The organism is Vibrio sp. R10-SG3-ISO10 (assembly GCF_059834185.1).
This window is the reverse complement of the sequence record NZ_JCBDHG010000024.1, coordinates 241,720-265,050: the sequence shown is the minus strand read 5'-3', so window position 1 is coordinate 265,050 and position 23,331 is coordinate 241,720. Positions and strand designations below refer to the sequence as shown.

Genomic DNA, 23,331 nt, shown 5'->3' with positions numbered 1-23,331 from the left:
GTTTATGTCGAAGAAAATTACCATTTCTATCCCCGATTCATCGGGGGTACAAACTTTTGATGTTTCAAGAAAGACTCTGTTTACTTCTATAGCGGTCATCGCTGGCACCCTTTTTTCAGGTGTCGGTTATGGCTACTACCAGTGGTATCAAGAACAAACCACTCAACAAAAGTACCATGCGCTCGTCGATAAGCTCAGCGAGCTTGAAGTGCTTTATGAAGAACAGGTTGATACCACTCACTCTCTTTCCCAAGAGCTAGAAGATAAGCGCAATCAAATACATGTCTTGGGCAAACGCGTCTACGATGTGGAGTCCGTTCTTGGTCTTGCAGATGAATCATTAACGGATGATGTCAGCCTAGAAAACCGCATTGACGCGGCAGCGGTCGACTCTGCTGTACGTGCCACCATGTTTCGCTTAATTCCAAACGACACACCAATGAACTACGAGCGTATTTCGTCTTCCTTTGGTCGTCGTACTAACCCAATCACAGGCAAAAGACATACCCATACCGGGATCGATCTTACCTGTAAGCGTGGTGAAGAGATTTATGCACCGGCTGATGGCGTGATTGAAACCGTCCGTCCAAGCAAAAAAGGCTTTGGCAACTTCTTAACCGTTCGCCACTCGTTTGGTTTTATGAGCTCCTACGCCCACTTGCATCAGTTTAAAGTGCGTAGCGGACAGTTTGTCAGTAAAGGTGATCTGATTGCCACTTGTGGTAACTCAGGTAACTCCACTGGCCCTCATTTGCATTATGAAGTGCGCTTCCTCGGGCGTGCTCTGAATCCTCAATACACCATGGACTGGACGCCAGAGAACTTTAACTATCTGTTCGAGAAAGAGAAAAAGGTAAAATGGGCGCCACTGGTTAAGCTGATTGATGATACAGTCAGACTGCAAGTTAACTTGACCAACAACCCTTATCAAGACAGCTCTGTCAGCACGGTAAAAAACGACCAAGAGCCACAGGTTGATAATCTTACAGTGCAATAGTCTTCCTGAGAAAACAAAAAGAGCGACCGTTTGGTCGCTCTTTCTCTATTCATTCTCGACTTATTAGCCGCGATGAATGGAGTCATTAGCTTGTTTTAACAAGTTCTGGCTCTCATCAAGGAACTGCTTTGAGTAATCGCCAAACCAGTCACTCACTCTATCAAAGCTCTCGACAAATGCTTGTTTGTCATTACCATCCAAAATTTCCAACGCCTCACCGAAACAGCGGTGGAAACGCTTGATCATGTCGATGTTTTCCTGAGAAGAGAGAATGATATCCCCGTATAGGTTAGGATCTTGGCCAAACAGACGACCAACCATTGCTAACTCCAAACGGTAGATAGGTGAGCTAAGCTGCAGTAGCTTATCGATATTTGGGTTTTCTCGGCTTAGGTGTAGACCGTAAGCGAACGACGTAAAGTGTCTTAGTGCCTGAATCAACGTCATACCGTGGTCATGTTCACTTGCATCAATCTGGCATAAGCTCGCGCCCCAGATAGAGAACTGCTTTAACAGCCATTGATATTGCTCTTCACCACGCCCATCACAGTAGACAATCACCTGCTTAGCTAAACTTGGCACATCTGGACCGAACATTGGGTGCAAACCTACAACAGGCCCTTTATGGACGTTCAGCATCGCTTGTAACGGTCTTGATTTTATCGAGGTTAAATCACAAAGAATGCAATCTTCAGGCAGCTTGCCCAACTTCTCAATCACACCTTCAGTCAGGTGAATTGGCACGGTCACTACGACCATGCCAGCATTCTCTAGCAGTTCATCAGCGCGGTGCCAATCTTTGCTGCCAAGTACTTTTACATCGTAGCCAGACAGCGTGAACATGCGACCAAACAATCCACCCAGTTGACCATTACCACCAACGATGACAACAGAGCGTAATTCAGGGTTGAGGCACTTAAAGCCAGAATCCTTCTCGCTCGCATAAGACTCGCGCATAGTACGGCGCAAAATATCTTCAATCAGCTGAGGTGGTACACCCTTTTTCTCGGCTTCTTCACGACGCGAAGCCAGCATTGCAGCTTCACGATCCGGAGCATAGATTGGCAAACCATGCTCACTTTTTACTTCACCAACCTTCTCAACTAAAGAAAGTCGCTGGGATAATAAATCAAGAATTTGTTTATCGACTGCGTCTATCTGATCACGCAATTCATTCAATTCAACTGCCATTGATATTCCTTGTGCTCTCTACTTACCCTTTCAAACGGTCTTCTAGGAAAGGGACTAGCTCTTCATGTGCATGACGTAATAGTGCCTCAGTTGTATCCCAATTGATACACGCATCGGTGATAGATACTCCATATTGCATTTCATTGAGAGGAATATCTGAAGATTGATTACCTTCATTGATATGGCTTTCAATCATCAAACCAATAATAGACTTATTGCCTTCGCGAATCTGATGGATCACATCTTCTGCTACAAGCGGCTGACGACGGAAATCTTTACGCGAGTTTGCATGGCTACAATCAACCATCAGTGACGCTTCTAAACCGTGCTTAGCCATGTCTTGCTCACACTCAGTGACAGAAACAGAATCGTAGTTAGTCTGCTTACCGCCACGGAGAATAACGTGGCCGTTTGGGTTACCTTGGGTCGTCAGTAGTGCGACTTGGCCTTCACGGTTGATACCCATGAAACGGTGGCTTGAAGAAGCAGCCTGCATCGCATTGATTGCCGTTGCTAAGCTGCCATCTGTACCATTTTTAAAGCCGATTGGCATTGAAAGGCCACTCGCCATTTCACGGTGTGTCTGTGATTCCGTGGTACGGGCGCCAATTGCAGCCCAGCTAAAGGTATCCGCTAGGTATTGTGGGCTAATTGGGTCAAGTGCTTCCGTCGCGAGTGGAATTTCCATTTCAGCGAGTTCAACCAAGAGTTCACGACCAACATGTAGGCCATGCTCGATATCGAATGAACCATCTAGATGCGGGTCATTAATCAGTCCTTTCCAGCCGACAGTAGTACGAGGCTTTTCGAAGTAAACACGCATAACAATATACAGTTGATCACTCAGTTGTTCTGAGAGTACTTTTAGACGCTTAGCATATTCCTTTGCTGCATCAACATCGTGAATTGAACATGGACCGCATACGACAAGTAAACGGTGATCTTTCTTATGGATGATATCAGCAATGGTTTGGCGAGACTCTTGGATAAAACGTCGAGCGTTGTCGCTCAAAGGTAGTTTCGCTTTTAGCTCTTCAGGTGTAATAAGAACTTGTTCATCGCTAATGTTAATATTGCTCAATTCACTTTTTTGCATAACTATAACCTGTATATTATTTTTTACACCTAGCTATATCCGTGTTTGCTAGGTTGGAATAAGCATAAAATAACAGGCTGAATACAGATTTCAAGGTGTAAACATAAAAAAACACATATGTAAAAATTAATTTACACCTTGTATTTTAACTCTCTTTATTGTCAAAGTATGAGATAAGCATGTTTTCTAGAAGGATTCTTAACTAAAATAAGCCTAAATCCCGCTAATTGACTCGTTATGGATCTGATCCTCTCTCTTCTTCAGCAAATGTGTGTCTATTTGGTTTTAGCTTATATGCTAAGCAAGACGCCTATCTTTTTGCCTCTGCTTAATATCTCTAACCGTCTTAGTCACAAACTGAGCGTCTATGTGCTGTTTTCGCTATTTTGTATCATGGGAACCTACTTCGGTTTGCAGATTAATGATGCGATTGCCAATACGCGTGCGATTGGCGCAGTGATGGGAGGACTGTTTGGTGGACCGGTCGTTGGTTTCTTTGTCGGGCTAACCGGAGGTCTACACCGCTATACTCTAGGTGGATTTACCGACCTCGCCTGCGCAATCTCGACCACAGCAGAAGGGCTGATTGGCGGCTTGTTTCATGTCTACTTCGTGCGTAAGAACAAATCTGACCAACTGTTCAACCCAAGCGTCGTGTTCGCCATTACTCTCGTTGCTGAAATTGTCCAGATGCTGATCATATTGATCGTCGCTAAACCGTTTGATCAAGCTTATTCTTTGGTTTCTGCTATTGCAGCGCCAATGATCATCGCTAACTCGGTAGGCGCAGCGCTGTTTATGAGTATTTTACAGGACAGGAAAACCATCTTCGAAGAATACTCGGCAACCTTTTCTCGCCGCGCGCTAAACATTGCAGAGCGATCTGTTGGTATTTTGGCCTCTGGATTCAATGTACAGAATGCTGAGAAGATTGCTCGTATTGTCTATGAAGAGACCAATGTCGGTGCGGTATCGATTACCGATGATGAAAAGATTCTTGCCTTTGTTGGTATCGGTGATGATCACCACAAACCCAACACCCCGATCTCTTCACAAAGCACCTTAGATGCAATTCAACAAGATGACATCATCTACCTAGACGGGGCAGAAAAACCGTATCAATGTTCTATCTCAGCAGATTGTAAGCTAGGCTCAGCGCTGATTATTCCACTTCGCGCAGGCGACAATGTCATCGGCACCATTAAACTCTATGAGCCTAAACGTAAGCTCTTTTCAACCATCAATATGTCGATGGCGGAAGGGATAGCTCAGCTGCTTTCGAGCCAAATTCTGTTTGGCGATTATCAGCAAAAACAAACGCTGTTATCTCAAGCCGAAATCAAACTGCTGCACGCTCAGGTCAATCCACATTTCCTATTCAATGCACTCAATACTATCAGTGCCGTTATCAGGCGCGACCCACCTAAAGCTCGGGAGCTTATTCAGCACCTTTCGCAATTCTTTCGTAGCAACTTGAAGCAAGACATTGAAACGGTCACGCTGCAAGAAGAACTCGCCCACGTAAACGCCTACCTCACGATAGAGAAGGCGCGCTTTACCGACCGCTTAGAAGTGACGATTGATATTGACGAAGCACTGTTAACTCGAAAAGTACCGACCTTTACCCTCCAGCCGTTAGTTGAGAACGCCATTAAACACGGTATCTCTAATCTTCTGGAAGGCGGTAAGATTCACATCTACAGTCAAATAAGTGAGTCAGGATTCCAAATCGTGGTGGAAGATAATGCTGGCAGTTACACGCCACCAGCCGATGACCATGTGGGTCTGGGGATGCAGATTGTCGACAAACGACTGAGCAATAAATTTGGTCGCGCTTCAGCTCTCAATATTGAAGTCGAGCCTAACCATTTTACTCGGATGAGCTTTATCATCCCAAATAAGAACATGTACTAAGGTATCAACATGCTTTCGGCATTAGTCATAGATGACGAACTTTTTGCTCGCGAGGAACTGACCGAGCTACTCGAAGAAACGGGTCACATTGAAGTGATAGATCAAGCCAGCAATGCGATTGAAGGGTTGAAGAAAATTAATCAACTAAAGCCTGACGTGGTGTTTCTTGATATCCAAATGCCGCAGATTACTGGGATTGAGCTATTAGCGATGCTTGACCCTGAAACTATGCCGAACGTGGTGTTTGTCACCGCTTATGATGAATTTGCTGTCCAAGCATTTGAAGATAATGCCTTTGATTACTTGCTAAAGCCCGTTGATACCTGTCGTTTGGAGAAAACCGTCAAGCGGTTACTCAAATCAAAACAAGCCGACACTCATCAATTTGCCGCCATTACCCCTCAAAGCTTAGATCAAGTGCCTTGTATTGGATTAAACCGCATTGTCATTATTCCAACCCAAGACGTTGAGTTTGCCTACAGTGATATCAGTGGTGTTCATGTTCAAACCCACGAACAGAAAGCGACATCTCAGCTAACGTTAAAAGTGCTTGAAGAGAAAACACCTTTGGTTCGCTGTCACCGCCAGTTTTTAGTTAACATCAAAGCAATCAAAGAGATAAAACTACTCGAAAACGGCTTAGCTGAAATTATTACCGTCAGCGACCATCCACTTCCGGTGAGTCGACGTTACTTGAAGACTTTAAAAGAGATGTTGGGCTTTCACTAGTAACAAAAAAGCCGCACGTGATGTGCGGCTTGTTGAGTGAATCTACGAGATTAAGCGTCAACAATACGCTTCATGGCCTCGGAAGCCTGTTTCCATTGCTCACTGCTATGTAACTCAGACAAGCTAAAGCTCTGTGTTTTCAATAAGCCATTTGCTTGAGGAGTTTCCATCACAGGCAGATTGTCTAGCACTTCCACCTGAGCATCACGCTTGTTACACACTAAAATCATATCGCACCCGGCCACTAACGCCTGATGTGAACGCTCTGCAGGGCCGCCCATTATCGATGCACCTTCCATTGTCAGATCATCGGAGAAAATAATGCCTTTAAAGCCTAGCTTTTCACGCAGTATCTGTTTAAGCCAATAGTCAGATCCACTTGCAGGCTGATCATCATAGTGTGGGAAAACAACATGCGCCGGCATCATTGCGTCTAAAATTCCCGATTCAATCTGGGCTTTAAAAATCGCCATATCTTGTTCAAAGATAGTGTCTCGACTATCGAATGGCGTTTCTAAGTGGGAGTCCGCAACAACGCCGCCATGTCCAGGGAAATGCTTACCCGTCGTCGACATTCCAACCGCTTTCATCCCTTTCATGTAAGCCAGGCTGTGGCGGATTATGGTATCAACATCATCACCAAACGCACGGCTACCAATCGCTTTACAATCAAAACCTTTATCAAGAACAGGTGCAAAGCTCAAATCAATATCATGGGCAACCAACTCTGCTGCCATCAACCAGCCACCTTGCTCTGCAAGTTGCTCGCCATTATCAAACTGAGCATATTTTTGAGCAGCCGGAATCAGTGAGAATCCTTCTTTAAAGCGCTGAACACGGCCTCCTTCTTGGTCAACACCAATCAAAATTGGGCGCTTAGCCGCTTGGCGAATCGATTTGTTCAAAGCCAGTAGCTGCTCGCTGTCATGATAGTTGCGGGCAAATAAGATCACACCGCCCACCGTTGGGTGCTCAAGAATCTCTTTATCTTCCGCAGTCAATTCACAGCCTGCTACGTCTAACCATAACGGTCCCATAACGAATCCTTATTGTTTCAATGCCGCTACTGCGGATTTACTTTGTTCTATCAGTTGATCTGCACTCTCTTCTTGCTGAGTTAAAGCAATAAAGAGTAAATCAGTAATCAATAACTGACTGTCACGCGCAGTAATCGATGAGCTGCGAATATGCTCTTCGTCGGCGGCAGTCATTAGCTTTATATCGGAGTACTTGTCTAATGGTGTTGGCGCTAATTGGCTGATGGTAATCACCTTTGCTTTGCGCCCTTTCGCTATTTGGGCGACGCGAAGAATTTCACGACTTCGCCCCGAATAAGACAAAGCGATCAGCACATCGTTCTCATTTAAAGCCGAGGCATTGGCAATTTGGATATGGGCATCGTGCTCACAATGCACCGCATGGCCAATTTTCATTAGCTTGTAACTTAAGTCTTTGGCCACCAGCGAAGATGCCCCAACTCCAGCTATCTGAATCTTGCCCGCTAAATGAAGCAAACGTGTGGCCTGCTCTATCTTATCGCCTTCATTGAGCGCAATCGTTCTCTCCAATGATTGCTGTTTACTCGCGAGTAACTTAGCCATCACCAACGGAATATCATCACTACGCGAGATAGTGCCATGAATCGCCTTACGCGAGGTCGGCTGGTAGCTTATCTCGCTTTCGTACAGCTTGACCTTTAATTCAGAAAACCCGCTGTAACCAATTTTCTGGCTGAACTTAACGATGGTTGATTGACTCACTCCCACCGCTTTAGCCAACTCTGGAGATGACATTACCTTGACTTGCTCAGGGTACTCTAGAAGGAACTGAGCAATCTGCGTATCGGATGGTGATAGCTTTGGCAGAAGCGTTTTTATTCGCGCTAACCCTTTCATCATCAAGCCTCCTATCAATTGATGCCAGTGTACTCAGCTAAGTCTGCATCTGGAATAGCTATTCCAAAAAACAATTCACGGAAGAATAGCTTCGACGATTAAATGGGATCATGGTCATAGAAAACAACTGGTCACTATTCCACCAAGGAATAGCTTTTTGAATCACTTATTCTTCACAGCATACTGATGAAAATAACAAAGATATACCCTACACAATTCATGCTATGGAGCTGCTATGAATTCTCTATTTACCTCATTAGATTGGGCAGTATTCGCGCTTTACTTTGCGCTAATTGCCTACACAGGTTGGCACTTCAGCCGCGTCAAAATCACTTCAACCAAGGATTACTTTCTCGGTGGCAACAGTATGCCAATGTGGGTGGTTGCGGTATCGGTACTGGCGACATCTCAGTCTGCAGCTACCTTCCTTGGCGGACCAGAATCAAGCTACCGCGGTAACCTAACTTACTTAGCCACCAATATCGGCGGGATATTAGGTGCTTTGTTTGTTGCTTGGGTACTGATACCGAAGTTCTATCACAACAAAGTCTCGACCGTTTACGAGCTGCTTAAGGTTCGTTTTGGTGAAAAAACCAAACAGCGCGCAGGCCTAATGTACCTCGTGGGACGTGTGTTTGCTTCTGGTTCTCGCCTTTATATGGCTGCTATCGCCGTGTCGATGATCCTGTTTACGAACATTGAACCCTCTAGCGTCATTACCTCGGTCGTGATTCTGGTTATCGTCGGTCTTGCCTACACCTATATGGGCGGGATTCGCTCCGTCATCTGGAGTGATCTTATTCAGTTGATTGTTTATGTGGGCGCAGCCCTTGCTGTCATAGTCTATCTTCTCGGACAGATTCCAGCGGATATGGGGCAAATTGTTCATGCCTTACAAAACCCGGGCAATGATCAAATCTCTAAACTGACACTATTTGATTTTAGCCTCGATTTTTCACCAGCCGGCACCTTTAGTTTCTGGGCTTGTATTACAGGTTTTGTGTTACTCAACATCGGTGCATTTGGTCTTGATCAGGATATGACTCAACGAGTCCTGACCTGTAAAAACGCCAAGCAGGGTTCACAGGCGATGATCAATTCCATTATCTTCTCTATTCCTGTCGTACTGGTGTTTATGACCATCGGCTTGCTGCTGTATGTTTTTTATCAGCGACCAGAGCTTATGGGTGTTGAAGGTAAAGAAGTAGTACAAAACTTCAATGGCGAAAATGTCACCATCTTTATGTACTACGTCCTCAACGAGATGCCTGCTGGGTTGCGTGGTCTGGTGACTGTTGGCGTCGTTGCTGCCGCATTATCTACACTCAATTCTGGTTTGAACTCGATGTCTTCAGTGGCGGTACAAGACCTCTACCGTCCATGGAAAGAAGCTCGTGATGGCCAACAAGATGACTTCCACTATGTCAAAGCAGGCCGTTTCGGCATGGCCATGGCCGCAACCGCATTGGGTAGCATGGGGATTCTTTGTTTCTACTGGCAACAGTACACAGATATGCCGCTACTCTCTTTTGCTCTCAGCGTGATGGTTTTTGCTTACACAGGCTTACTGGGGGTTTACTTCACCGCTATTTTTACTAAACGTGGCAGTGAAGCATCGGTTGCCATGGCGCTTATCGCTGGCTTCTTAACGACATTGCTGCTGCAAGCTTATGTATGGGACAGCATCATGGGTGTTATTAACCCAGAGTGGGTTGGTGTTCAGCTTGCGTTCCCATATCAGCTTTGCATTGGTACTTTGGTTTCGCTTTGTGTTTGTTTGTGTGGGAAAACAAGCAAACAAGAGCAAGATCAGCTACAAACGGCTTAATATGATTACACACCTTCTTGCTGTCGACGGGGGCGGAAGCAAAACCGCTCTTCGTTTAACGCCTCTGGAACCCCTAACGGCGGACCCGTTTTTCACCTTAACGTTTGGTCCGTCATCCCTTACACAACAAGGCAAACAAGCAATAGAACTTATTCAACATGCCATTGCTGCTTGCCTTGAGCGACACAGACTGCGAGCAGAGCAAGTCTCAATCGTTGTCGGTGTTGCTGGGGCTGGGAATCTGGAGCTAAAACAACAACTACAATTAGCTTTAACAAATTACCCGTATTGCCAAGTCACGACTGACGCTCATATTTCGCTGTTAGGCGCTAATCAAGGTCAACCTACTAACGTCATTGCGATTGGCACAGGCTCGGTGGCGAGTCAGCTTAACCGTGATGGAGAGGCAAAAACATTTGGCGGATGGGGCTTTCCTATCGGCGACCAAGGTGGTGGTGCTTGGCTTGGTCAACAAAGCATTAGGGCGTTAATCAACACCCTCGAAGGGGCACCGCCTTCGCCGTTAACTGATCACCTTAAACACAATATTGGCGACTCTCGCGCTGAGGTCATAACTTGGCTAAAGCATGCAACAGCAACAGAATTTGCCCAACTCGCTCCCGATGTCATTCGACTGGCTGAGCAGTCTTGCTCTGATAGCTTAGCCATCTTGGACCAAGGCTGTCGGCATATTGATAGGCTTATAGCAAAGTGCTGTGAAAATAATGACTTAGATATCGCTTTTCTAGGGAGTTTAGGCGCATACTATCAATCACGGCTTGGTAACCCATGGCAGTCTAGAGTGATTCAGCCCAAAGGAGACGCCTTAGACGGGGCGACTTGGCTAGCTAAACAACAAGTGGAAAATAACAATGAGTAAAGAGCTGTATATTGGCATTATGTCTGGAACCAGCCTTGATGGTATCGATACTGTTTTAGTTGAGATCGAACACAATCAAGTTCGCTTGCTAGATAGCCTCGACTATCCCATTCCGCATTCGCTTAAACAGCGCCTATTAAATGTTTGTCTAGGTCAGGTAACGAGCTTAGTTGAAATTGGTCAACTCGATCATTTGCTGGGGCAACTCTATGCGCAAGCCGTTCAAGCTCTGTTAAACAAAACGGGTTATGCTGCCGAGCAGATCACAGCTATCGGCAATCACGGTCAGACCGTCTATCATCAACCGAGCGGAGACACACCTTTTACCACCCAGCTTGGTGACGCCAATATCATTGCCGCCCTAACAGGAATAGACACCATTGCGGACTTTAGACGCAAGGACATGGCTCTTGGTGGGCAGGGGGCACCACTGGTTCCTGCATTTCACCAATCGATTTTTGGCTCTACAGATTCTAGTGTGGTAGTGCTTAATATTGGAGGAATCGCCAATATTTCCGTTTTACGACCTGAGCAAACCGTTGTTGGGTATGATACTGGCCCAGGTAATATGTTGATGGACGCATGGTGTGTTAAAAACACTGGCAATGCCTATGACTACAATGCTCAATTCGCACTGCAAGGCAAGCTCAATCAAGAATTGCTGAGTGAATTACTCAGTGAGCCTTATCTTGCGCTCAGCGCTCCGAAAAGCACGGGCCGCGAGCTGTTTAACTTACCTTGGTTAGAAGCTATCCTCGTTAAGTTCTCTATTAAGCCTGCAGATGTACAACGGACTTTGTGCGAGTATACAGCGATAACAATTGCCAACGAGGTAAGTAAGTTCGCCGTTGGCAGCTCACCAGAACTACTGGTATGCGGCGGAGGAGCACACAATCCTCTTCTAATGCGTTGTCTCACCCTACAGCTAGCTGATTGGCAGGTCATGTTGACCGATGACAAGGGTGTAGACAGCAACAATATGGAAGCGATGGCCTTTGCTTGGCTCGCCTATCGCCGTATTCACAATTTGCCAAGCAATCTGCCTGAAGTCACCGGAGCCAGTAAAGCGGTTTCCCTTGGTGTGATGTACTTTGCTGATAAATAAGGACCACTATGACTAACGATGCGTTAATCGCCGCTCTTTCTCATCTCGTTTCTGAAGGACGTAACCCAGAAACGATGGATATCGACTTATTGCCTTCTTTGGAAATTGTTAAGCGAATCAATCAGCAAGATCAACAAGTCCCATTAGCGGTAGAAAAAGTCCTACCTGAGATAGCCCAAGCGGTCGACAAAATCACTGCCGCATTTAAAGTGGGTGGCAGACTTGTTTATATGGGTGCTGGCACTAGCGGACGCTTAGGTGTGTTAGATGCCTCGGAGTGTCCTCCAACGTTTGGCGTTTCAGACCAAATGGTGATTGGCCTGATTGCTGGCGGCCCAGAAGCGATTTTAAAAGCAAAGGAAGGAGCGGAAGACTCCCCTGAGTTTGGTGTTGAAGACCTCAAATCGATTAACTTTAGCGCTAAAGATGTGGTGGTCGGTATTGCGGCTAGCGGCCGAACCCCTTACGTCATCGGTGCTTTGGAATTCGCCAATGACATTGGTGCGACAACAGTTGCTCTGTCTTGTAACCCAGATTCAACGATTGCCGATATTGCCCAAATAGCCATTAGCCCAGTTGTAGGCCCAGAAGCACTGACTGGCTCGACGCGTTTAAAATCAGGGACTGCGCAAAAGCTCGTGCTCAACATGCTTACCACAGCCAGTATGATTCGCTTGGGTAAGAGCTACCAGAACCTGATGGTCGATGTGAAAGCGACGAATAAGAAGCTTGTCGCACGCGCCGCCAGAATCGTTATGCAAGCGACAGATTGTGACAAGAGCTTAGCCACCGAAACGCTAGAGAAAACCGATTATGATGTGAAACTGGCAATTTTGATGCTACTGACTGGTATGGAGTTATCTCAAGCTAAGAATCAGCTAGAAAAGCAAGATGGTTTCTTACGTAAAGCGGTTCAACACCACCAAGGTGAATAGAAAATGAAAAAGGGAGAAGATCACTCTTCTCCCTCAACTCTATAAAGCGTTAATTTTGGTGTTCATTCCAACCACGCTGCCACTCCATGCGGAATCTTTGTGCTGTTTCGGTACCTTCACATACACCCTCATAATACTGACCAGATAACCCGATCTGATAAGCAAAATCAGGGTTACAATACTCGCCTACCCCTTCTAAATAACCCTCTTCATAATCCGAGTGTTTAACACTGCCTAAACTCGCCAATTCAGTGTAAGAGCGTTGAGTGTGACCAGTGATGCCATCTTGATAACCAATTTGATACCAATCCCCTTGCTCAGCTAACTGCTCAGGGCTACTGCTACAAGCCGCCAATACTGACACTAACGCTGCGATAACGATGTTTCTCATTGTTTTTCCTTGTTTTTGCAGACTTCTATTAATCAAACCACTAAATCCTAATAATTGCCACTCACCAAATGTAAAAACCACTTATTTTCTCAGCAAACCACTCACTTCGTTATACGACCACTCACTCCATAACCAGATGATGATAGCCAAGTAACCCCATAATATGCATGGTGAGCTTAATCAATTTCACTAAGGAACAAGTGCTATGTTGTGGTTTCTAACCTGTGTTGCAGCCCTAATCGGCGGATACTTTATTTATGGGGCTTTTGTAGAAAAAGTCTTTGGCATTAACGAAAAACGTCAAACTCCTGCGCATACCAAAGCCGATGGTGTTGACTACGTGACAATGTCTACCAAGAAAGTTTACCTCGTTCAGCTACTTAACATTGCTGGTGTTGGTCCAATCTTCGGCCCTATCATGGGTGCCCTATACGGTCCTGCGGCTATGCTGTGGATTGTTATCGGTTGTATTTTCGCTGGTGCAGTACACGATTACTTCTCAGGTATGCTGTCTGTTCGTAACGGCGGTGCCTCTGTTCCTACCATTACTGGCCGCTACCTAGGCAATGGCGCAAAACACTTTATGAATATCTTTGCCATTGTTCTATTGCTATTAGTTGGTGTGGTATTCGTATCAGCGCCTGCAGGTATGATTACTAACCTAATCAATGATCAAACTAGCCTATCGGTTAGCATGACGACTATGGTCATCGCGATTTTTGCTTACTACATCATCGCAACGATTGTTCCTGTTGATAAAATCATTGGCCGCTTCTACCCACTGTTCGGCGCGCTACTGATCTTCATGTCTGTTGGCTTGATGACTGCGGTTGCCTTTTCAAGCGAACATACCGTGATGGGTGATTTCCAAGTGAGCGACATGTTCACTAACCTAAACCCTAACGATATGCCACTATGGCCAGCGCTATTTATTACCATCGCCTGCGGTGCAATCTCTGGCTTCCACGCAACACAATCGCCATTGATGGCTCGCTGTATGGAAAATGAGAAGAACGGCCGCTTTGTATTCTATGGAGCAATGATTGGTGAAGGTGTTATCGCGCTAATCTGGTGTGCTATTGCGCTGTCTTTCTTTGGTAACCTAGATGCACTGTCTGAGGCAGTAAGCAATGGTGGCCCAGGCAATGTTGTTTACAGCGCATCATTTGGCCTACTTGGTGTGTTTGGTGGTGTAATTGCTTTCCTGGGCGTAGTAATTCTACCGATTACCTCTGGTGATACGGCTTTCCGCTCTAGTCGTCTGATCCTAGCTGAATACTTTAACGTTGACCAAAAAGCACTGCGTAACCGCTTAATGATGGCAGTTCCACTATTCATTATTGGTGGCATCCTAACTCAAGTAGATTTCGGTGTTATCTGGCGTTACTTCGGTTTTGCTAACCAATCAACCGCAGTCATGATGCTATGGACCGCTTCAGCTTACCTACTTCGTCACAATAAGATGCACTGGATTACAACTGTTCCTGCTATCTTCATGACAACTGTTTGTGCGACCTTCATTTTGAACAACAGCACACTAGGCTTTGGTCTGCCAATCCAAGTTTCAACCATCTCAGGTATCTTGTTTGCTCTAGCCGTTACTGGTTACGTGATTAAAACGTCGAAAGGTAAAGGTGAAACAGAGCTAGCAGACGAAGAGAAACCAAAAGCAGTCACTGAAACTGCGTAAACCAACAATATCTTTGCTTGCGAAAAAGGCTCCTTCGGGAGCCTTTTCTTTGTCGCAGATAAAACAAAAGCCAGCAGTAGATGCTGGCTTTAAGCCATAGCGAAAGCTTAATCAACTTGCTTTATTTGTAGCTCTTTAGGCACTTCAAAGAACATGTTTTCTTCACGGCCTTGGATCTCTTCGACAGAGCGCGTACCTACCAGATCTTTAATACGATCTAGGATCTTATTAACCAGTTCTTCTGGCGCAGAAGCTCCAGCAGTTACGCCGACTCTCACTTTACCTTCAAACCACTGAGGCTCGATGTCTTCAGGGCAGTCGGTTAGATAACCCGGTGTGCCTAGCTTCTCTGCAAGCTCTTTTAGGCGAGTCGAGTTAGATGAGTTTTTAGAGCCAACCACAATTACAACATCCACATCGGTCGCCATTTCACGCACGGCATCTTGACGGTTTTGCGTTGCGTAGCAGATATCATCTTTACGAGGGCCTTGAATATCAGGGAATACGCGTCGCAGCTCTTCAATCACATCCGCAGTTTCATCCACAGACAGTGTTGTTTGGCTAACGTAGTGTAAGTGACTTGGATCTTTCACTTTCTCTTTTAAGCTAACCACATCTGCCGGAGTTTCAACCAGGTACATGCCGCCTTGCTCACTCGCATATTGCCCCATAGTGCCTTCGACTTCGGGATGGCCTGCGTGTCCTATCAGTACAACTTCCATATGTTTACGGCTTGCACGCGCCACTTCCATATGAACTTTAGTCACCAAAGGGCAAGTGGCGTCAAATACGGTTAAATCACGCTCTTTGGCTTCTTTACGTACCGCTTGAGATACACCATGAGCCGAGAAGATTACGATGTTGTCATCAGGTACTTCATGTAACTCTTCAACAAAGATAGCGCCACGTTGTTTTAGCCCTTCCACCACAAATCGGTTGTGTACCACTTCATGGCGTACGTAGATTGGCGGTTGGTACATTTCGAGTGCTCGCTCAACAATGCTGATCGCGCGATCAACACCGGCACAAAAGCCACGTGGGTTAGCTAACTTAATTTTCATTTCATTGCTCATGATGATTATATTTTCGCTTTGGCTCGCTATTCTACTGACAAAATTTCAACTTCAAAAGTCACATCTTGTCCTGCTAGAGGGTGGTTAAAGTCAACGGTCACTGAGTCCCCAGCAATTTCTTTAATGATTCCAGGAATTTCCATCCCATCAGGGCCTGAAAACGCCATAATCGTTCCTACTTCAACTTCTGCGTCACCAACAAACTTAGTTCTGTCCATATGGTGGATATTGTCTGGGTTAGGCATACCAAACGCGTCTTGCGCTTTAAGCTCAATGGCCTTTTTCTCGCCACTACTTAGCCCGAGAAGACACTGTTCAAAGTTATCACTTAAGCTGCCATCACCAATCACTAGCTTGGCTGGTTTTCCCATATTGTGGGTACTATCGGCAACAGAGCCATCTTTCATTTTAATGGTAAAGTGCAGAGTTACTGCTGAATCTTGGGCAATGGTAGTCACGTTACTGCTTCCTTGAGGTCGTTATTTTTATAGGTGTATACCCTAAATAGTTGAAGCTGCGGCTTCAAATATGACGGGTATACTAAAAAGCGCTACCGGAATCAACCGACAGCGCCTAGGGTTATTCAATTTATCACGAATTAGGCTTTGGCATCTTCTTTCTTGCGAAAGCCATCAAGAATAATCATTGCTGCACCAATACAGATAGTGGTATCGGCTAAGTTGAATGCTGGCCAGTGATAATTACCCCAGAAGAAGTCTAAGTAGTCGACCACAAAGCCATGGACAACACGGTCAAACACATTACCCACAGCACCACCAATAATCATGGCGTAAGCAATGTTGTTCCATTTTTCTCGTGCCGGAAGTTTGCTCATCCAGTAAGTCAGCATACCTGTTACCGCAAACGCGATACCGGTAAATAGCCAACGTTGCCAACCCGCTTGGTCGCTCAAAAAGCTAAACGCAGCACCATAGTTATGGACATACAATAGATTAAAGAAAGGCAGTACCTCAATTCGATTCGCCCAGCCATAACCCATGTTATCCATTACGAATAGCTTGATGCCAATATCCGCAAGGAAGATAACCAAGGCTAGCCACAGCCAACGTACGCCTGATTGCTTTAGAGTAAATGTTTGTTCGCTCATAAAGTTCCTAAAAATAACCCCAGTAGATACTGGGGCTAGATTATTTTAATAAAGTTCCGCTAATCTTAAGCGAATTTGCGTACTTCGCCTTCGCCATCAACGTTAGACACACAACGACCACAGATTTTCTCGTGACCTGCGATTGTGCCAACATCTGGAGTGTGGTGCCAGCAGCGGTCACACTTCTCGTTTTTAGTTGCTTTCACTTCAACAAACAGACCTTCGACATCTGTTGCTTGCGCCGCTTCTGATTTCTCGCTTAGAGGCTTAACAACCGCTGCTGAAGTCAGTAGAGCAAAACGTAGCTCATCTTCTAGCTTGCTTAGTTTCGCCGCTAGTGCATCATCAGCGTAAAGCGTCACTTCAGCTTGCAGAGAACCACCAATTGTCTTCTCTTTACGAGCGTCTTCTAGCAGTTTGTTTACACCACCACGAACCGCTTGGATTTCAGCCCAGAATTCGTTGTTCAGCTCTTCACCTTCAACTAGACCGAACAGACCTTCATACCACTCGCCTGTAAAGACAAACTTATCGCGCTCGCCTGGCATCTCGTTCCAGATCTCGTCTGCAGTGAACGACATGATTGGCGCCATCCAACGAACAAGCGCTTCTACGATGTAGTAAAGCGCTGTCTGACAGCTACGTTGAGCGTGACCGCCTAGTTTCGCTGTGTACTGGCGGTCTTTAATCACGTCTAGGTAGAATGAGCCCATTTCGATAGAACAGAACTGCATTAAGCGCTGTGTTACTGCGTGAGTGTTGTACTCACCGTAAGCTTTAACGATCTCTTCTTGTGCCGCTAGTGCACGACCTACAGCCCAACGGTCTAAAGCAACCATTTCTTCAGCAGGAACGAGATCCGTTGCTGGGTTAAAGCCGCTTAGGTTAGCAAGGAAGAAACGCGCTGTGTTACGGATACGACGGTACGCATCTGCAGAGCGTTTTAGGATTTCATCAGAAACCGCAACTTCACCTGTGTAGTCAGTTGAAGCAACCCATAGGCGCAAGATATCTGCACCTAGCTTGTTAGTCACATCTTTTGGCGCAACTACGTTACCGATAGATTTCGACATCTTACGGCCTTGACCGTCAACCACGAAACCGTGAGTAAGCACTTGCTTGTATGGCGCTTCGTCTTTCATCGCGATTGATGAAATTAGTGAAGACTGGAACCAACCGCGGTGTTGGTCAGAGCCTTCTAGGTATAGGTCTGCCGACGCGCCGTTGTACTCTTCACGAGCATCAACAACTGAGTAGTGAGTCACACCTGAATCGAACCATACGTCTAGCGTATCGAGTACTTTCTCGTACTTATCCGCTTCTTCACCTAGTAGGTCAGAGATTTCTAGGTCCCACCAAGCTTGAATGCCTTTCTCTTCAACTAATTGAGCCACTTTCTCAATCAGCTCTAAAGTGTTTGGATGAAGCTCTGCCGTTTCTTTGTGAACGAATAGAGCGATTGGCACCCCCCAAGTACGTTGACGAGAGATACACCACTCTGGGCGACCTTCAATCATACCTTCGATGCGGCTTTGACCCCACTCTGGCATCCACTCAACACCTTTGATTGACTCTAGTGCTTTTGCACGTAGGCCAGCTTGGTCCATAGACACGAACCATTGTGGTGTTGCACGGAAGATGATTGGAGTTTTGTGTCTCCAACAGTGAGGGTAGCTGTGCTCGTAAGCGTGGTGATGTAGCAGTGCGCCTTTCTCTTTTAGCGTTTCAACAACTGCATCATTAGCCTTGAATACGTGTTGGCCAGCAAAAAGCTCAGTATCCGGCAGGTAAACACCGTTTGAACCGACTGGGTTAGCCACTTCTAGGTTGTATTTGTTACCGACTGCAAAGTCTTCTTGACCGTGACCAGGTGCTGTGTGAACCACACCAGTACCAGAATCCGTAGTTACGTGATCGCCAAGGATCGCAGGAACCGTGAAGTCGTAGAATGGGTGATTAAACTGAGATAGCTCAAGGTCGCTACCTTTTGCAAAGCCAAGGTTATGGAAGTGCTCGATACCCGCACGATCCATCACATCTTTCGCTAGCTCAGAAGCAACGATGATACGCTCCTTCGACTCACCTTCTACTTGGATCAAGACATACTCTAAATCATCACGTAGACATACTGCGCGGTTTGCTGGCAGTGTCCAAGGTGTGGTTGTCCAGATAACGATTGAGATATCGCCTTCGCCTTCATGACCTTCGTTCAATGAGAACTTAGATAGAAGCGCTGCTTCATCTGCCGCTTTAAAGCGTACGTCGATAGATGGAGAAACTTTATCTTTGTACTCTACTTCTGCTTCAGCAAGTGCAGAGCCACAGTCTGTACACCAGTGAACTGGTTTGAAACCTTTTAGTAGGTGGCCGTTATCAGCAATCTTACCAAGTGCACGGATGATGTTTGCTTCAGTCGCAAAATCCATAGTGCGGTAAGGCTTATCCCACTCACCCATAATACCTAGGCGTTTGAAGCTCTCTTTTTGACCTTCTACCTGACCTGCCGCGTACTTACGACACTCTTCACGGAACTCAGCCGCAGAGATTTTTTGACCTGGTTTGCCTTTTTTCTTTTCTACCATTAGTTCAATTGGTAGACCGTGACAGTCCCAACCAGGAATGTACGGTGCATCAAAACCAGAAAGTGTTTTGGATTTAATAATAATGTCTTTAAGAATCTTGTTTAGTGCGTGACCAATGTGAATGTCACCATTCGCGTATGGAGGGCCATCGTGTAGAACGAAAGATTTTTTGCCTTTCTTCGCTTTACGGATCTCACCGTAAAGGTCTTCTTTATACCAACGCTTAAGCATTTCTGGCTCACGATTTGCCAGATTGCCACGCATCGGAAACCCTGTTTCAGGAAGGTTCAGGGTATCTTTATACTCACTCATCGATTCTTAATTCCGTTGTGTTGGGTGACAGTTAGACATTATGCCAAGCAGCGAACTAAACCGCTTGGGCTTTATACTGATGCAGCCACACCCTTGCTGCTTCAGCATCCAATTCAATTTGTTGTTTCAAAGCTTCGAACGATTCAAATTTATGTTCGTCGCGAATCTTATCTAAAAGTACGATTTCTAGCTGTTTGCCATATAAGTTGGCTTTAAAGTCGAATAAATGTACTTCGAGTTGTTGGCGTACGCCATTAACTGTCGGTCTATTACCGATATTGGCAACACCGCCGACAGGTTCTTCGCCCAAGCCCAAAGCTTGCACGGTATACACGCCAGAGACTGGCGATACGCAACGTTTTAGTGGAATGTTCGCCGTCGGAAAACCGATCGTTCTGCCGAGTTTTCTCCCGTGAGAAACTCGCCCACTAATACTGTAATCACGCCCAAGCATTTCAGCGGCTTGCTCAAGCTGATCTTGCGCTAAGGCTTCTCTAATCGCAGTACTGCTTACACGTAACTGTTGTAAACAGAAGCTTTGAGTGCTTACCACTTCAAAACCGTACTTTTTGCCTGCTTCTTGCAGCATGGCAAAATTGCCTTTTCGGCCACGACCAAAGCAGAAATCGTCACCTACGACGAGAAACTTAACACCCAAACGCTTCACCAACAAGTCACTAATAAACTCGTCAGCACTTTGATTAGCGAATTGATGATTAAAGTTCACGCAAAGCAGCCTTTCGATATTCAATTTGCTCAACTGAACAAACTTATCTCTAAGACGCGTTAAGCGCGCAGGTGCTTTATCTTTAGCAAACAGCTCCAATGGTTGAGGGTCAAATGTCATTACAATTGAAGGCAAACTTAATTGTTTAGCTTGCTCAGACACTTGGCGTAAAACTTCTTGATGCCCGAGGTGAACACCATCGAAATTTCCGATCGTCAATACACACCCTTGATGGTGTGGTTTGATGTTGTGAATACCTCGAATCAATTCCATTGGAGACTACTAAAAACTAATTTATTGACTACAAATTCTCAAAAAAAGAATTAACGTTGCGTGAAACTGACGGATTATATACTAATCACCCTTATTCTGTCGCCGCTTTTAGATCTTTTAAACGAACACCCATAATAAGCAGTGACAACAGGTAAACACCCGCGCCTAATCCAATCAATGCCGTTAACCACATCACTCGCTCTAGCAATGTCCAAGTTAGCCACACACTCATCTCTTCTAACTGCCACAAAATCGCACCAACCATTAAGCCACCAGCAATAACAAGCTTGGCTATAAACAGTAACGTTCTTTTGGTCAGGTGATAGACACCCGCAATGTGCAAGCCTCTATATAGAAGAGACATATTTACAAAGGCAGACAATGCGGTTGCAATGGCAAGACCAACATAACCATAGAACCAAGCGAAGATAGCGTTGAAAACCATATTGGTTACCATCGCGATGATGCCATATTTCACTGGCGTTTTGGTGTCTTGGCGCGAGTAGTAACCTGGAGCCAGTACTTTAATCAACATAAAGTTGAGTAAGCCTGACGCGTAAGCAACCAGAGACATCGAGGCATAGTTCACGTCTTGGGGAGTAAACTCTCCACGCATAAACAGCACCATTAGCATAGGTTTGGCCAATACCATCAAACCAAGCATGGCCGGAATGCCGAGTAAGGTGACCATACGTACGCCCCAATCCATGGTTTGCGCAAAACCGTCATTATGATCATCGACATGTTTTCGAGACAAGGCAGGCAGAATGACTGTTGCGATAGCAATACCAAATAAGCCAAGCGGAAACTCTAACAGTCGATCCGAGTAATAAAGCCAACTGATAGAACCGGTCTGAAGGAAACTGGCGATAAACGTATCGAACAATAGGTTAATTTGGCTAACAGAAACACCAAACAGTGCTGGAATCATTAACGTGCGAATCTTAACTACACCCGGATCACGCCAGCCCCACTTAGGCTTAACCATAACTCCCGCCTTAATCAGAAACGGGATCTGGAATAAAAACTGAACTAAACCGCCAAGGAACACACCTATCGCTAGACCTATTTCAGGTTGTGATAATTGAGGCGCAATAAACCACGCCGATAAAATGATCATCACATTGAGAAAAACCGGCGTAAAAGAAGAGACTGCAAATTTACCTAGCGTATTAAGAATCGCTCCCGACAAAGCGACAAAGGTGATAAACCATAAGTACGGGAAAGTAATTTTGAGCATTAAGCTCGCGAGCTCAAACTTTTCCGCCGAAGGTCCTCCGTTAAGCCAGTCTAAAAACCAGCCGAATCCAAACAGCGCGGTCACCACACCAGAACCTAAAACGCCGAGCACAGTAACAATAGAGACAATAACGCCTAATGTACCCGCTGCTCTCGCGATGAGCTGACGAGTTTTATCCATCTCTCCAGCGGCATGATATTCCGTCAATACAGGAACAAAGGCTTGTGAAAATGCACCTTCAGCAAATAGGCGCCTTAAAAAGTTAGGGATTTTGTTGGCAAAAAAGAACACATCGGCACTGGCACCAGCCCCCATAAGATTGGCAACAACAACATCTCGAACCAAGCCTAAAACTCGAGAGATCAAGGTCATAGCACTAACTATCATGCCTGACTTGAGTAGGCGTTTACTCACATTTACCTCGGGAATCAAAAATTTTGCTCTACTTTACAACAGGAATGTCATAACCAGAGCAGATTAGTATTAGCATTGAAAAAAAAATACTGTTAGAATCCCCGCCATCTTAACCGTGAAGACCTTTCAAACCAAAATTAGTTTGGCTAGATTGGTTTTTGCACAAATTATTTGACATTTAAGCGCAAATGAGGGATATTCCTCGCCCTTAAATTGTCACTGAACTAAGTTTTTGGGAGTTAGACCCTTGGCAAATAGTAAATCTGCTAAGAAGCGCGCTATCCAGGCTGAGAAACGTCGTCAGCACAACGCTAGCCGTCGCTCAATGATGCGTACTTACATGAAGAAAACTGTTGCTGCTATCGAAGCAGGCGACAAAGCTGCTGCAACTGAAGCATTTGCTGCAGTTACACCAATCCTAGACCGCATGGCGACTAAAGGCCTTATTCACAAGAATAAAGCTGCACGTCATAAGTCTCGTTTCGCTGCTGCAATCAAAGCTCTTTAATAGAACTCTGATTTCCCAGTGAAAGAAAAAACCGGCAATTGCCGGTTTTTTTATGTCTAAATTTCGAGGCTAAACAACAAACCTCGATAAATCTACTATTTCTCTGAACAGTAAAGGTCGTGCAGCAATTGGATCATTGCTTTCACTTCTTCACTACTCAAAGTGTAATAAACTGTCTGTGCCTCTTTTCGAGTATTGACCAAACCATCTCTTCGCAACCACGCTAGGTGCTGAGATAAAGCAGATTGGCTTAACTCCAACTTACTGCACAATTCCCCTACTGACAGCTCTTGATTGTGTAATAAGCACAAGATCTGAAGACGCCTCTCATTGGCCATCGCCTTAAGCAGTACTACAGCCTGAGCAGAGTTCTTTTCCATCTCTTGTAGATTCATCGGCCACTACCTCTTCCTACAACAATACTTCTACAAACATCAGCCTTA

Annotated in this window: 21 protein-coding genes; 9 read left to right on the top strand and 12 right to left on the bottom strand. The window is 45.5% G+C overall.

Translation table 11 applies throughout. The features are described 5' to 3' along the window. Window positions 1-4: 4 nt before the first annotated feature. Window positions 5-997 (top strand): peptidoglycan DD-metalloendopeptidase family protein, encoded by a 993-nt coding sequence (locus AC6R16_RS20840; RefSeq protein WP_494505576.1) that lies wholly within the window; start codon window positions 5-7, stop codon window positions 995-997. Window positions 998-1,060: 63 nt separating this feature from the next. On the opposite strand, the gene tyrA is transcribed toward AC6R16_RS20840, so the two are convergent. Together tyrA and AC6R16_RS20830 are read right to left on the bottom strand one after the other, a co-directional pair. After that, complete coding sequence (gene tyrA, locus AC6R16_RS20835; RefSeq protein WP_171325687.1) at window positions 1,061-2,188, bottom strand: bifunctional chorismate mutase/prephenate dehydrogenase; 1,128 nt, start codon at window positions 2,186-2,188, stop codon at window positions 1,061-1,063. A gap of 22 nt (window positions 2,189-2,210) precedes the next feature. Beyond that, window positions 2,211-3,284, bottom strand: a complete 1,074-nt coding sequence (locus tag AC6R16_RS20830) for a 3-deoxy-7-phosphoheptulonate synthase (RefSeq protein ID WP_004744837.1) — start codon at window positions 3,282-3,284, stop codon at window positions 2,211-2,213. A gap of 237 nt (window positions 3,285-3,521) precedes the next feature. On the opposite strand from AC6R16_RS20830, the gene AC6R16_RS20825 reads away from it, so the two are divergent. Continuing rightward, the gene (locus AC6R16_RS20825) at window positions 3,522-5,198 is read left to right on the top strand and encodes a LytS/YhcK type 5TM receptor domain-containing protein (protein WP_500675598.1); all 1,677 of its coding nucleotides are present in this window, start codon (window positions 3,522-3,524) and stop codon (window positions 5,196-5,198) included. Window positions 5,199-5,207: 9 nt separating this feature from the next. After that, the gene (gene btsR, locus AC6R16_RS20820; RefSeq protein ID WP_171325691.1) at window positions 5,208-5,927 is read left to right on the top strand and encodes a two-component system response regulator BtsR; all 720 of its coding nucleotides are present in this window, start codon (window positions 5,208-5,210) and stop codon (window positions 5,925-5,927) included. Between the two features lie 50 nt (window positions 5,928-5,977). Here the strand turns inward: btsR and nagZ are convergent, their stop codons facing one another. Together nagZ and AC6R16_RS20810 are read right to left on the bottom strand one after the other, a co-directional pair. Continuing rightward, window positions 5,978-6,964, bottom strand: a complete 987-nt coding sequence (nagZ, locus tag AC6R16_RS20815; protein WP_500639290.1) for a beta-N-acetylhexosaminidase — start codon at window positions 6,962-6,964, stop codon at window positions 5,978-5,980. 9 nt (window positions 6,965-6,973) lie between these two features. Continuing rightward, complete coding sequence (locus AC6R16_RS20810; protein WP_004744841.1) at window positions 6,974-7,822, bottom strand: MurR/RpiR family transcriptional regulator; 849 nt, start codon at window positions 7,820-7,822, stop codon at window positions 6,974-6,976. A gap of 235 nt (window positions 7,823-8,057) precedes the next feature. On the opposite strand from AC6R16_RS20810, the gene AC6R16_RS20805 reads away from it, so the two are divergent. Genes AC6R16_RS20805 through murQ form a run of 4 tightly spaced genes read left to right on the top strand, consistent with a single transcriptional unit; the run spans window position 8,058 to window position 12,570 of the window. Continuing rightward, window positions 8,058-9,650: a sodium:solute symporter gene (locus AC6R16_RS20805; RefSeq protein WP_500675597.1), complete on the top strand. Its 1,593-nt coding sequence runs from the start codon at window positions 8,058-8,060 to the stop codon at window positions 9,648-9,650. Between the two features lies 1 nt (window position 9,651). Then, entirely contained in the window at window positions 9,652-10,530 is an 879-nt protein-coding gene (locus tag AC6R16_RS20800; RefSeq protein ID WP_500675596.1) for a glucosamine kinase nucleotide-binding domain-containing protein, read from the top strand. Continuing rightward, complete coding sequence (locus AC6R16_RS20795; RefSeq protein ID WP_500675595.1) at window positions 10,523-11,635, top strand: anhydro-N-acetylmuramic acid kinase; 1,113 nt, start codon at window positions 10,523-10,525, stop codon at window positions 11,633-11,635. Before AC6R16_RS20800 ends, AC6R16_RS20795 begins: the two co-directional genes overlap by 8 nt. Before the next feature lie 8 nt (window positions 11,636-11,643). Further along, window positions 11,644-12,570, top strand: a complete 927-nt coding sequence (gene murQ, locus AC6R16_RS20790; RefSeq protein ID WP_500675594.1) for an N-acetylmuramic acid 6-phosphate etherase — start codon at window positions 11,644-11,646, stop codon at window positions 12,568-12,570. A 49-nt stretch (window positions 12,571-12,619) separates the two neighbouring features. Here murQ and AC6R16_RS20785 read toward each other — a convergent pair whose 3' ends face one another. Beyond that, window positions 12,620-12,961: a DUF2799 domain-containing protein gene (locus AC6R16_RS20785; protein ID WP_054962728.1), complete on the bottom strand. Its 342-nt coding sequence runs from the start codon at window positions 12,959-12,961 to the stop codon at window positions 12,620-12,622. 205 nt (window positions 12,962-13,166) lie between these two features. On the opposite strand from AC6R16_RS20785, the gene AC6R16_RS20780 reads away from it, so the two are divergent. After that, window positions 13,167-14,651 (top strand): carbon starvation CstA family protein, encoded by a 1,485-nt coding sequence (locus AC6R16_RS20780; RefSeq protein ID WP_500675593.1) that lies wholly within the window; start codon window positions 13,167-13,169, stop codon window positions 14,649-14,651. Between the two features lie 107 nt (window positions 14,652-14,758). Here the strand turns inward: AC6R16_RS20780 and ispH are convergent, their stop codons facing one another. The 6 genes from ispH to murJ all read right to left on the bottom strand — a co-directional run bounded on the left by ispH (window position 14,759) and on the right by murJ (window position 22,380). After that, window positions 14,759-15,724, bottom strand: coding sequence for a 4-hydroxy-3-methylbut-2-enyl diphosphate reductase (ispH, locus tag AC6R16_RS20775; protein WP_171325709.1), 966 nt, complete (start codon window positions 15,722-15,724; stop codon window positions 14,759-14,761). A 26-nt stretch (window positions 15,725-15,750) separates the two neighbouring features. Continuing rightward, a complete protein-coding gene (fkpB, locus tag AC6R16_RS20770) occupies window positions 15,751-16,182 on the bottom strand; it encodes an FKBP-type peptidyl-prolyl cis-trans isomerase (RefSeq protein WP_486794602.1) in 432 nt (143 codons plus the stop codon). A gap of 140 nt (window positions 16,183-16,322) precedes the next feature. After that, window positions 16,323-16,832: a signal peptidase II gene (gene lspA / locus AC6R16_RS20765; protein ID WP_500675592.1), complete on the bottom strand. Its 510-nt coding sequence runs from the start codon at window positions 16,830-16,832 to the stop codon at window positions 16,323-16,325. 65 nt (window positions 16,833-16,897) lie between these two features. Beyond that, window positions 16,898-19,726, bottom strand: coding sequence for an isoleucine--tRNA ligase (gene ileS / locus AC6R16_RS20760; RefSeq protein WP_500675591.1), 2,829 nt, complete (start codon window positions 19,724-19,726; stop codon window positions 16,898-16,900). Between the two features lie 55 nt (window positions 19,727-19,781). Beyond that, entirely contained in the window at window positions 19,782-20,726 is a 945-nt protein-coding gene (gene ribF / locus AC6R16_RS20755) for a bifunctional riboflavin kinase/FAD synthetase (protein WP_500675590.1), read from the bottom strand. A gap of 91 nt (window positions 20,727-20,817) precedes the next feature. Continuing rightward, window positions 20,818-22,380 carry a murein biosynthesis integral membrane protein MurJ gene (gene murJ, locus AC6R16_RS20750; RefSeq protein WP_500675589.1) on the bottom strand — a complete coding sequence of 521 codons (1,563 nt, stop codon included), beginning with the start codon at window positions 22,378-22,380 and terminating at the stop codon, window positions 20,818-20,820. A 247-nt stretch (window positions 22,381-22,627) separates the two neighbouring features. Between murJ and rpsT the strand changes: the two genes are divergently transcribed. Then, complete coding sequence (gene rpsT / locus AC6R16_RS20745) at window positions 22,628-22,888, top strand: 30S ribosomal protein S20 (protein WP_004744855.1); 261 nt, start codon at window positions 22,628-22,630, stop codon at window positions 22,886-22,888. Window positions 22,889-22,983: 95 nt separating this feature from the next. Here rpsT and AC6R16_RS20740 read toward each other — a convergent pair whose 3' ends face one another. Continuing rightward, the gene (locus tag AC6R16_RS20740; RefSeq protein ID WP_004744856.1) at window positions 22,984-23,283 is read right to left on the bottom strand and encodes an ArsR/SmtB family transcription factor; all 300 of its coding nucleotides are present in this window, start codon (window positions 23,281-23,283) and stop codon (window positions 22,984-22,986) included. Between the last annotated feature and the right edge of the window lie 48 nt (window positions 23,284-23,331).

Coding starts and splice junctions, on each gene's coding strand:
- AC6R16_RS20840 (WP_494505576.1), top strand. CDS start 5: ATGTCGAAGAAAATTACCATTTCTATCCCCGATTCATCGGGGGTACAA.
- tyrA (WP_171325687.1), bottom strand. CDS start 2,188: ATGGCAGTTGAATTGAATGAATTGCGTGATCAGATAGACGCAGTCGAT.
- AC6R16_RS20830 (WP_004744837.1), bottom strand. CDS start 3,284: ATGCAAAAAAGTGAATTGAGCAATATTAACATTAGCGATGAACAAGTT.
- AC6R16_RS20825 (WP_500675598.1), top strand. CDS start 3,522: ATGGATCTGATCCTCTCTCTTCTTCAGCAAATGTGTGTCTATTTGGTT.
- btsR (WP_171325691.1), top strand. CDS start 5,208: ATGCTTTCGGCATTAGTCATAGATGACGAACTTTTTGCTCGCGAGGAA.
- nagZ (WP_500639290.1), bottom strand. CDS start 6,964: ATGGGACCGTTATGGTTAGACGTAGCAGGCTGTGAATTGACTGCGGAA.
- AC6R16_RS20810 (WP_004744841.1), bottom strand. CDS start 7,822: ATGAAAGGGTTAGCGCGAATAAAAACGCTTCTGCCAAAGCTATCACCA.
- AC6R16_RS20805 (WP_500675597.1), top strand. CDS start 8,058: ATGAATTCTCTATTTACCTCATTAGATTGGGCAGTATTCGCGCTTTAC.
- AC6R16_RS20800 (WP_500675596.1), top strand. CDS start 9,652: ATGATTACACACCTTCTTGCTGTCGACGGGGGCGGAAGCAAAACCGCT.
- AC6R16_RS20795 (WP_500675595.1), top strand. CDS start 10,523: ATGAGTAAAGAGCTGTATATTGGCATTATGTCTGGAACCAGCCTTGAT.
- murQ (WP_500675594.1), top strand. CDS start 11,644: ATGACTAACGATGCGTTAATCGCCGCTCTTTCTCATCTCGTTTCTGAA.
- AC6R16_RS20785 (WP_054962728.1), bottom strand. CDS start 12,961: ATGAGAAACATCGTTATCGCAGCGTTAGTGTCAGTATTGGCGGCTTGT.
- AC6R16_RS20780 (WP_500675593.1), top strand. CDS start 13,167: ATGTTGTGGTTTCTAACCTGTGTTGCAGCCCTAATCGGCGGATACTTT.
- ispH (WP_171325709.1), bottom strand. CDS start 15,724: ATGAGCAATGAAATGAAAATTAAGTTAGCTAACCCACGTGGCTTTTGT.
- lspA (WP_500675592.1), bottom strand. CDS start 16,832: ATGAGCGAACAAACATTTACTCTAAAGCAATCAGGCGTACGTTGGCTG.
- ileS (WP_500675591.1), bottom strand. CDS start 19,726: ATGAGTGAGTATAAAGATACCCTGAACCTTCCTGAAACAGGGTTTCCG.
- ribF (WP_500675590.1), bottom strand. CDS start 20,726: ATGGAATTGATTCGAGGTATTCACAACATCAAACCACACCATCAAGGG.
- AC6R16_RS20740 (WP_004744856.1), bottom strand. CDS start 23,283: ATGAATCTACAAGAGATGGAAAAGAACTCTGCTCAGGCTGTAGTACTG.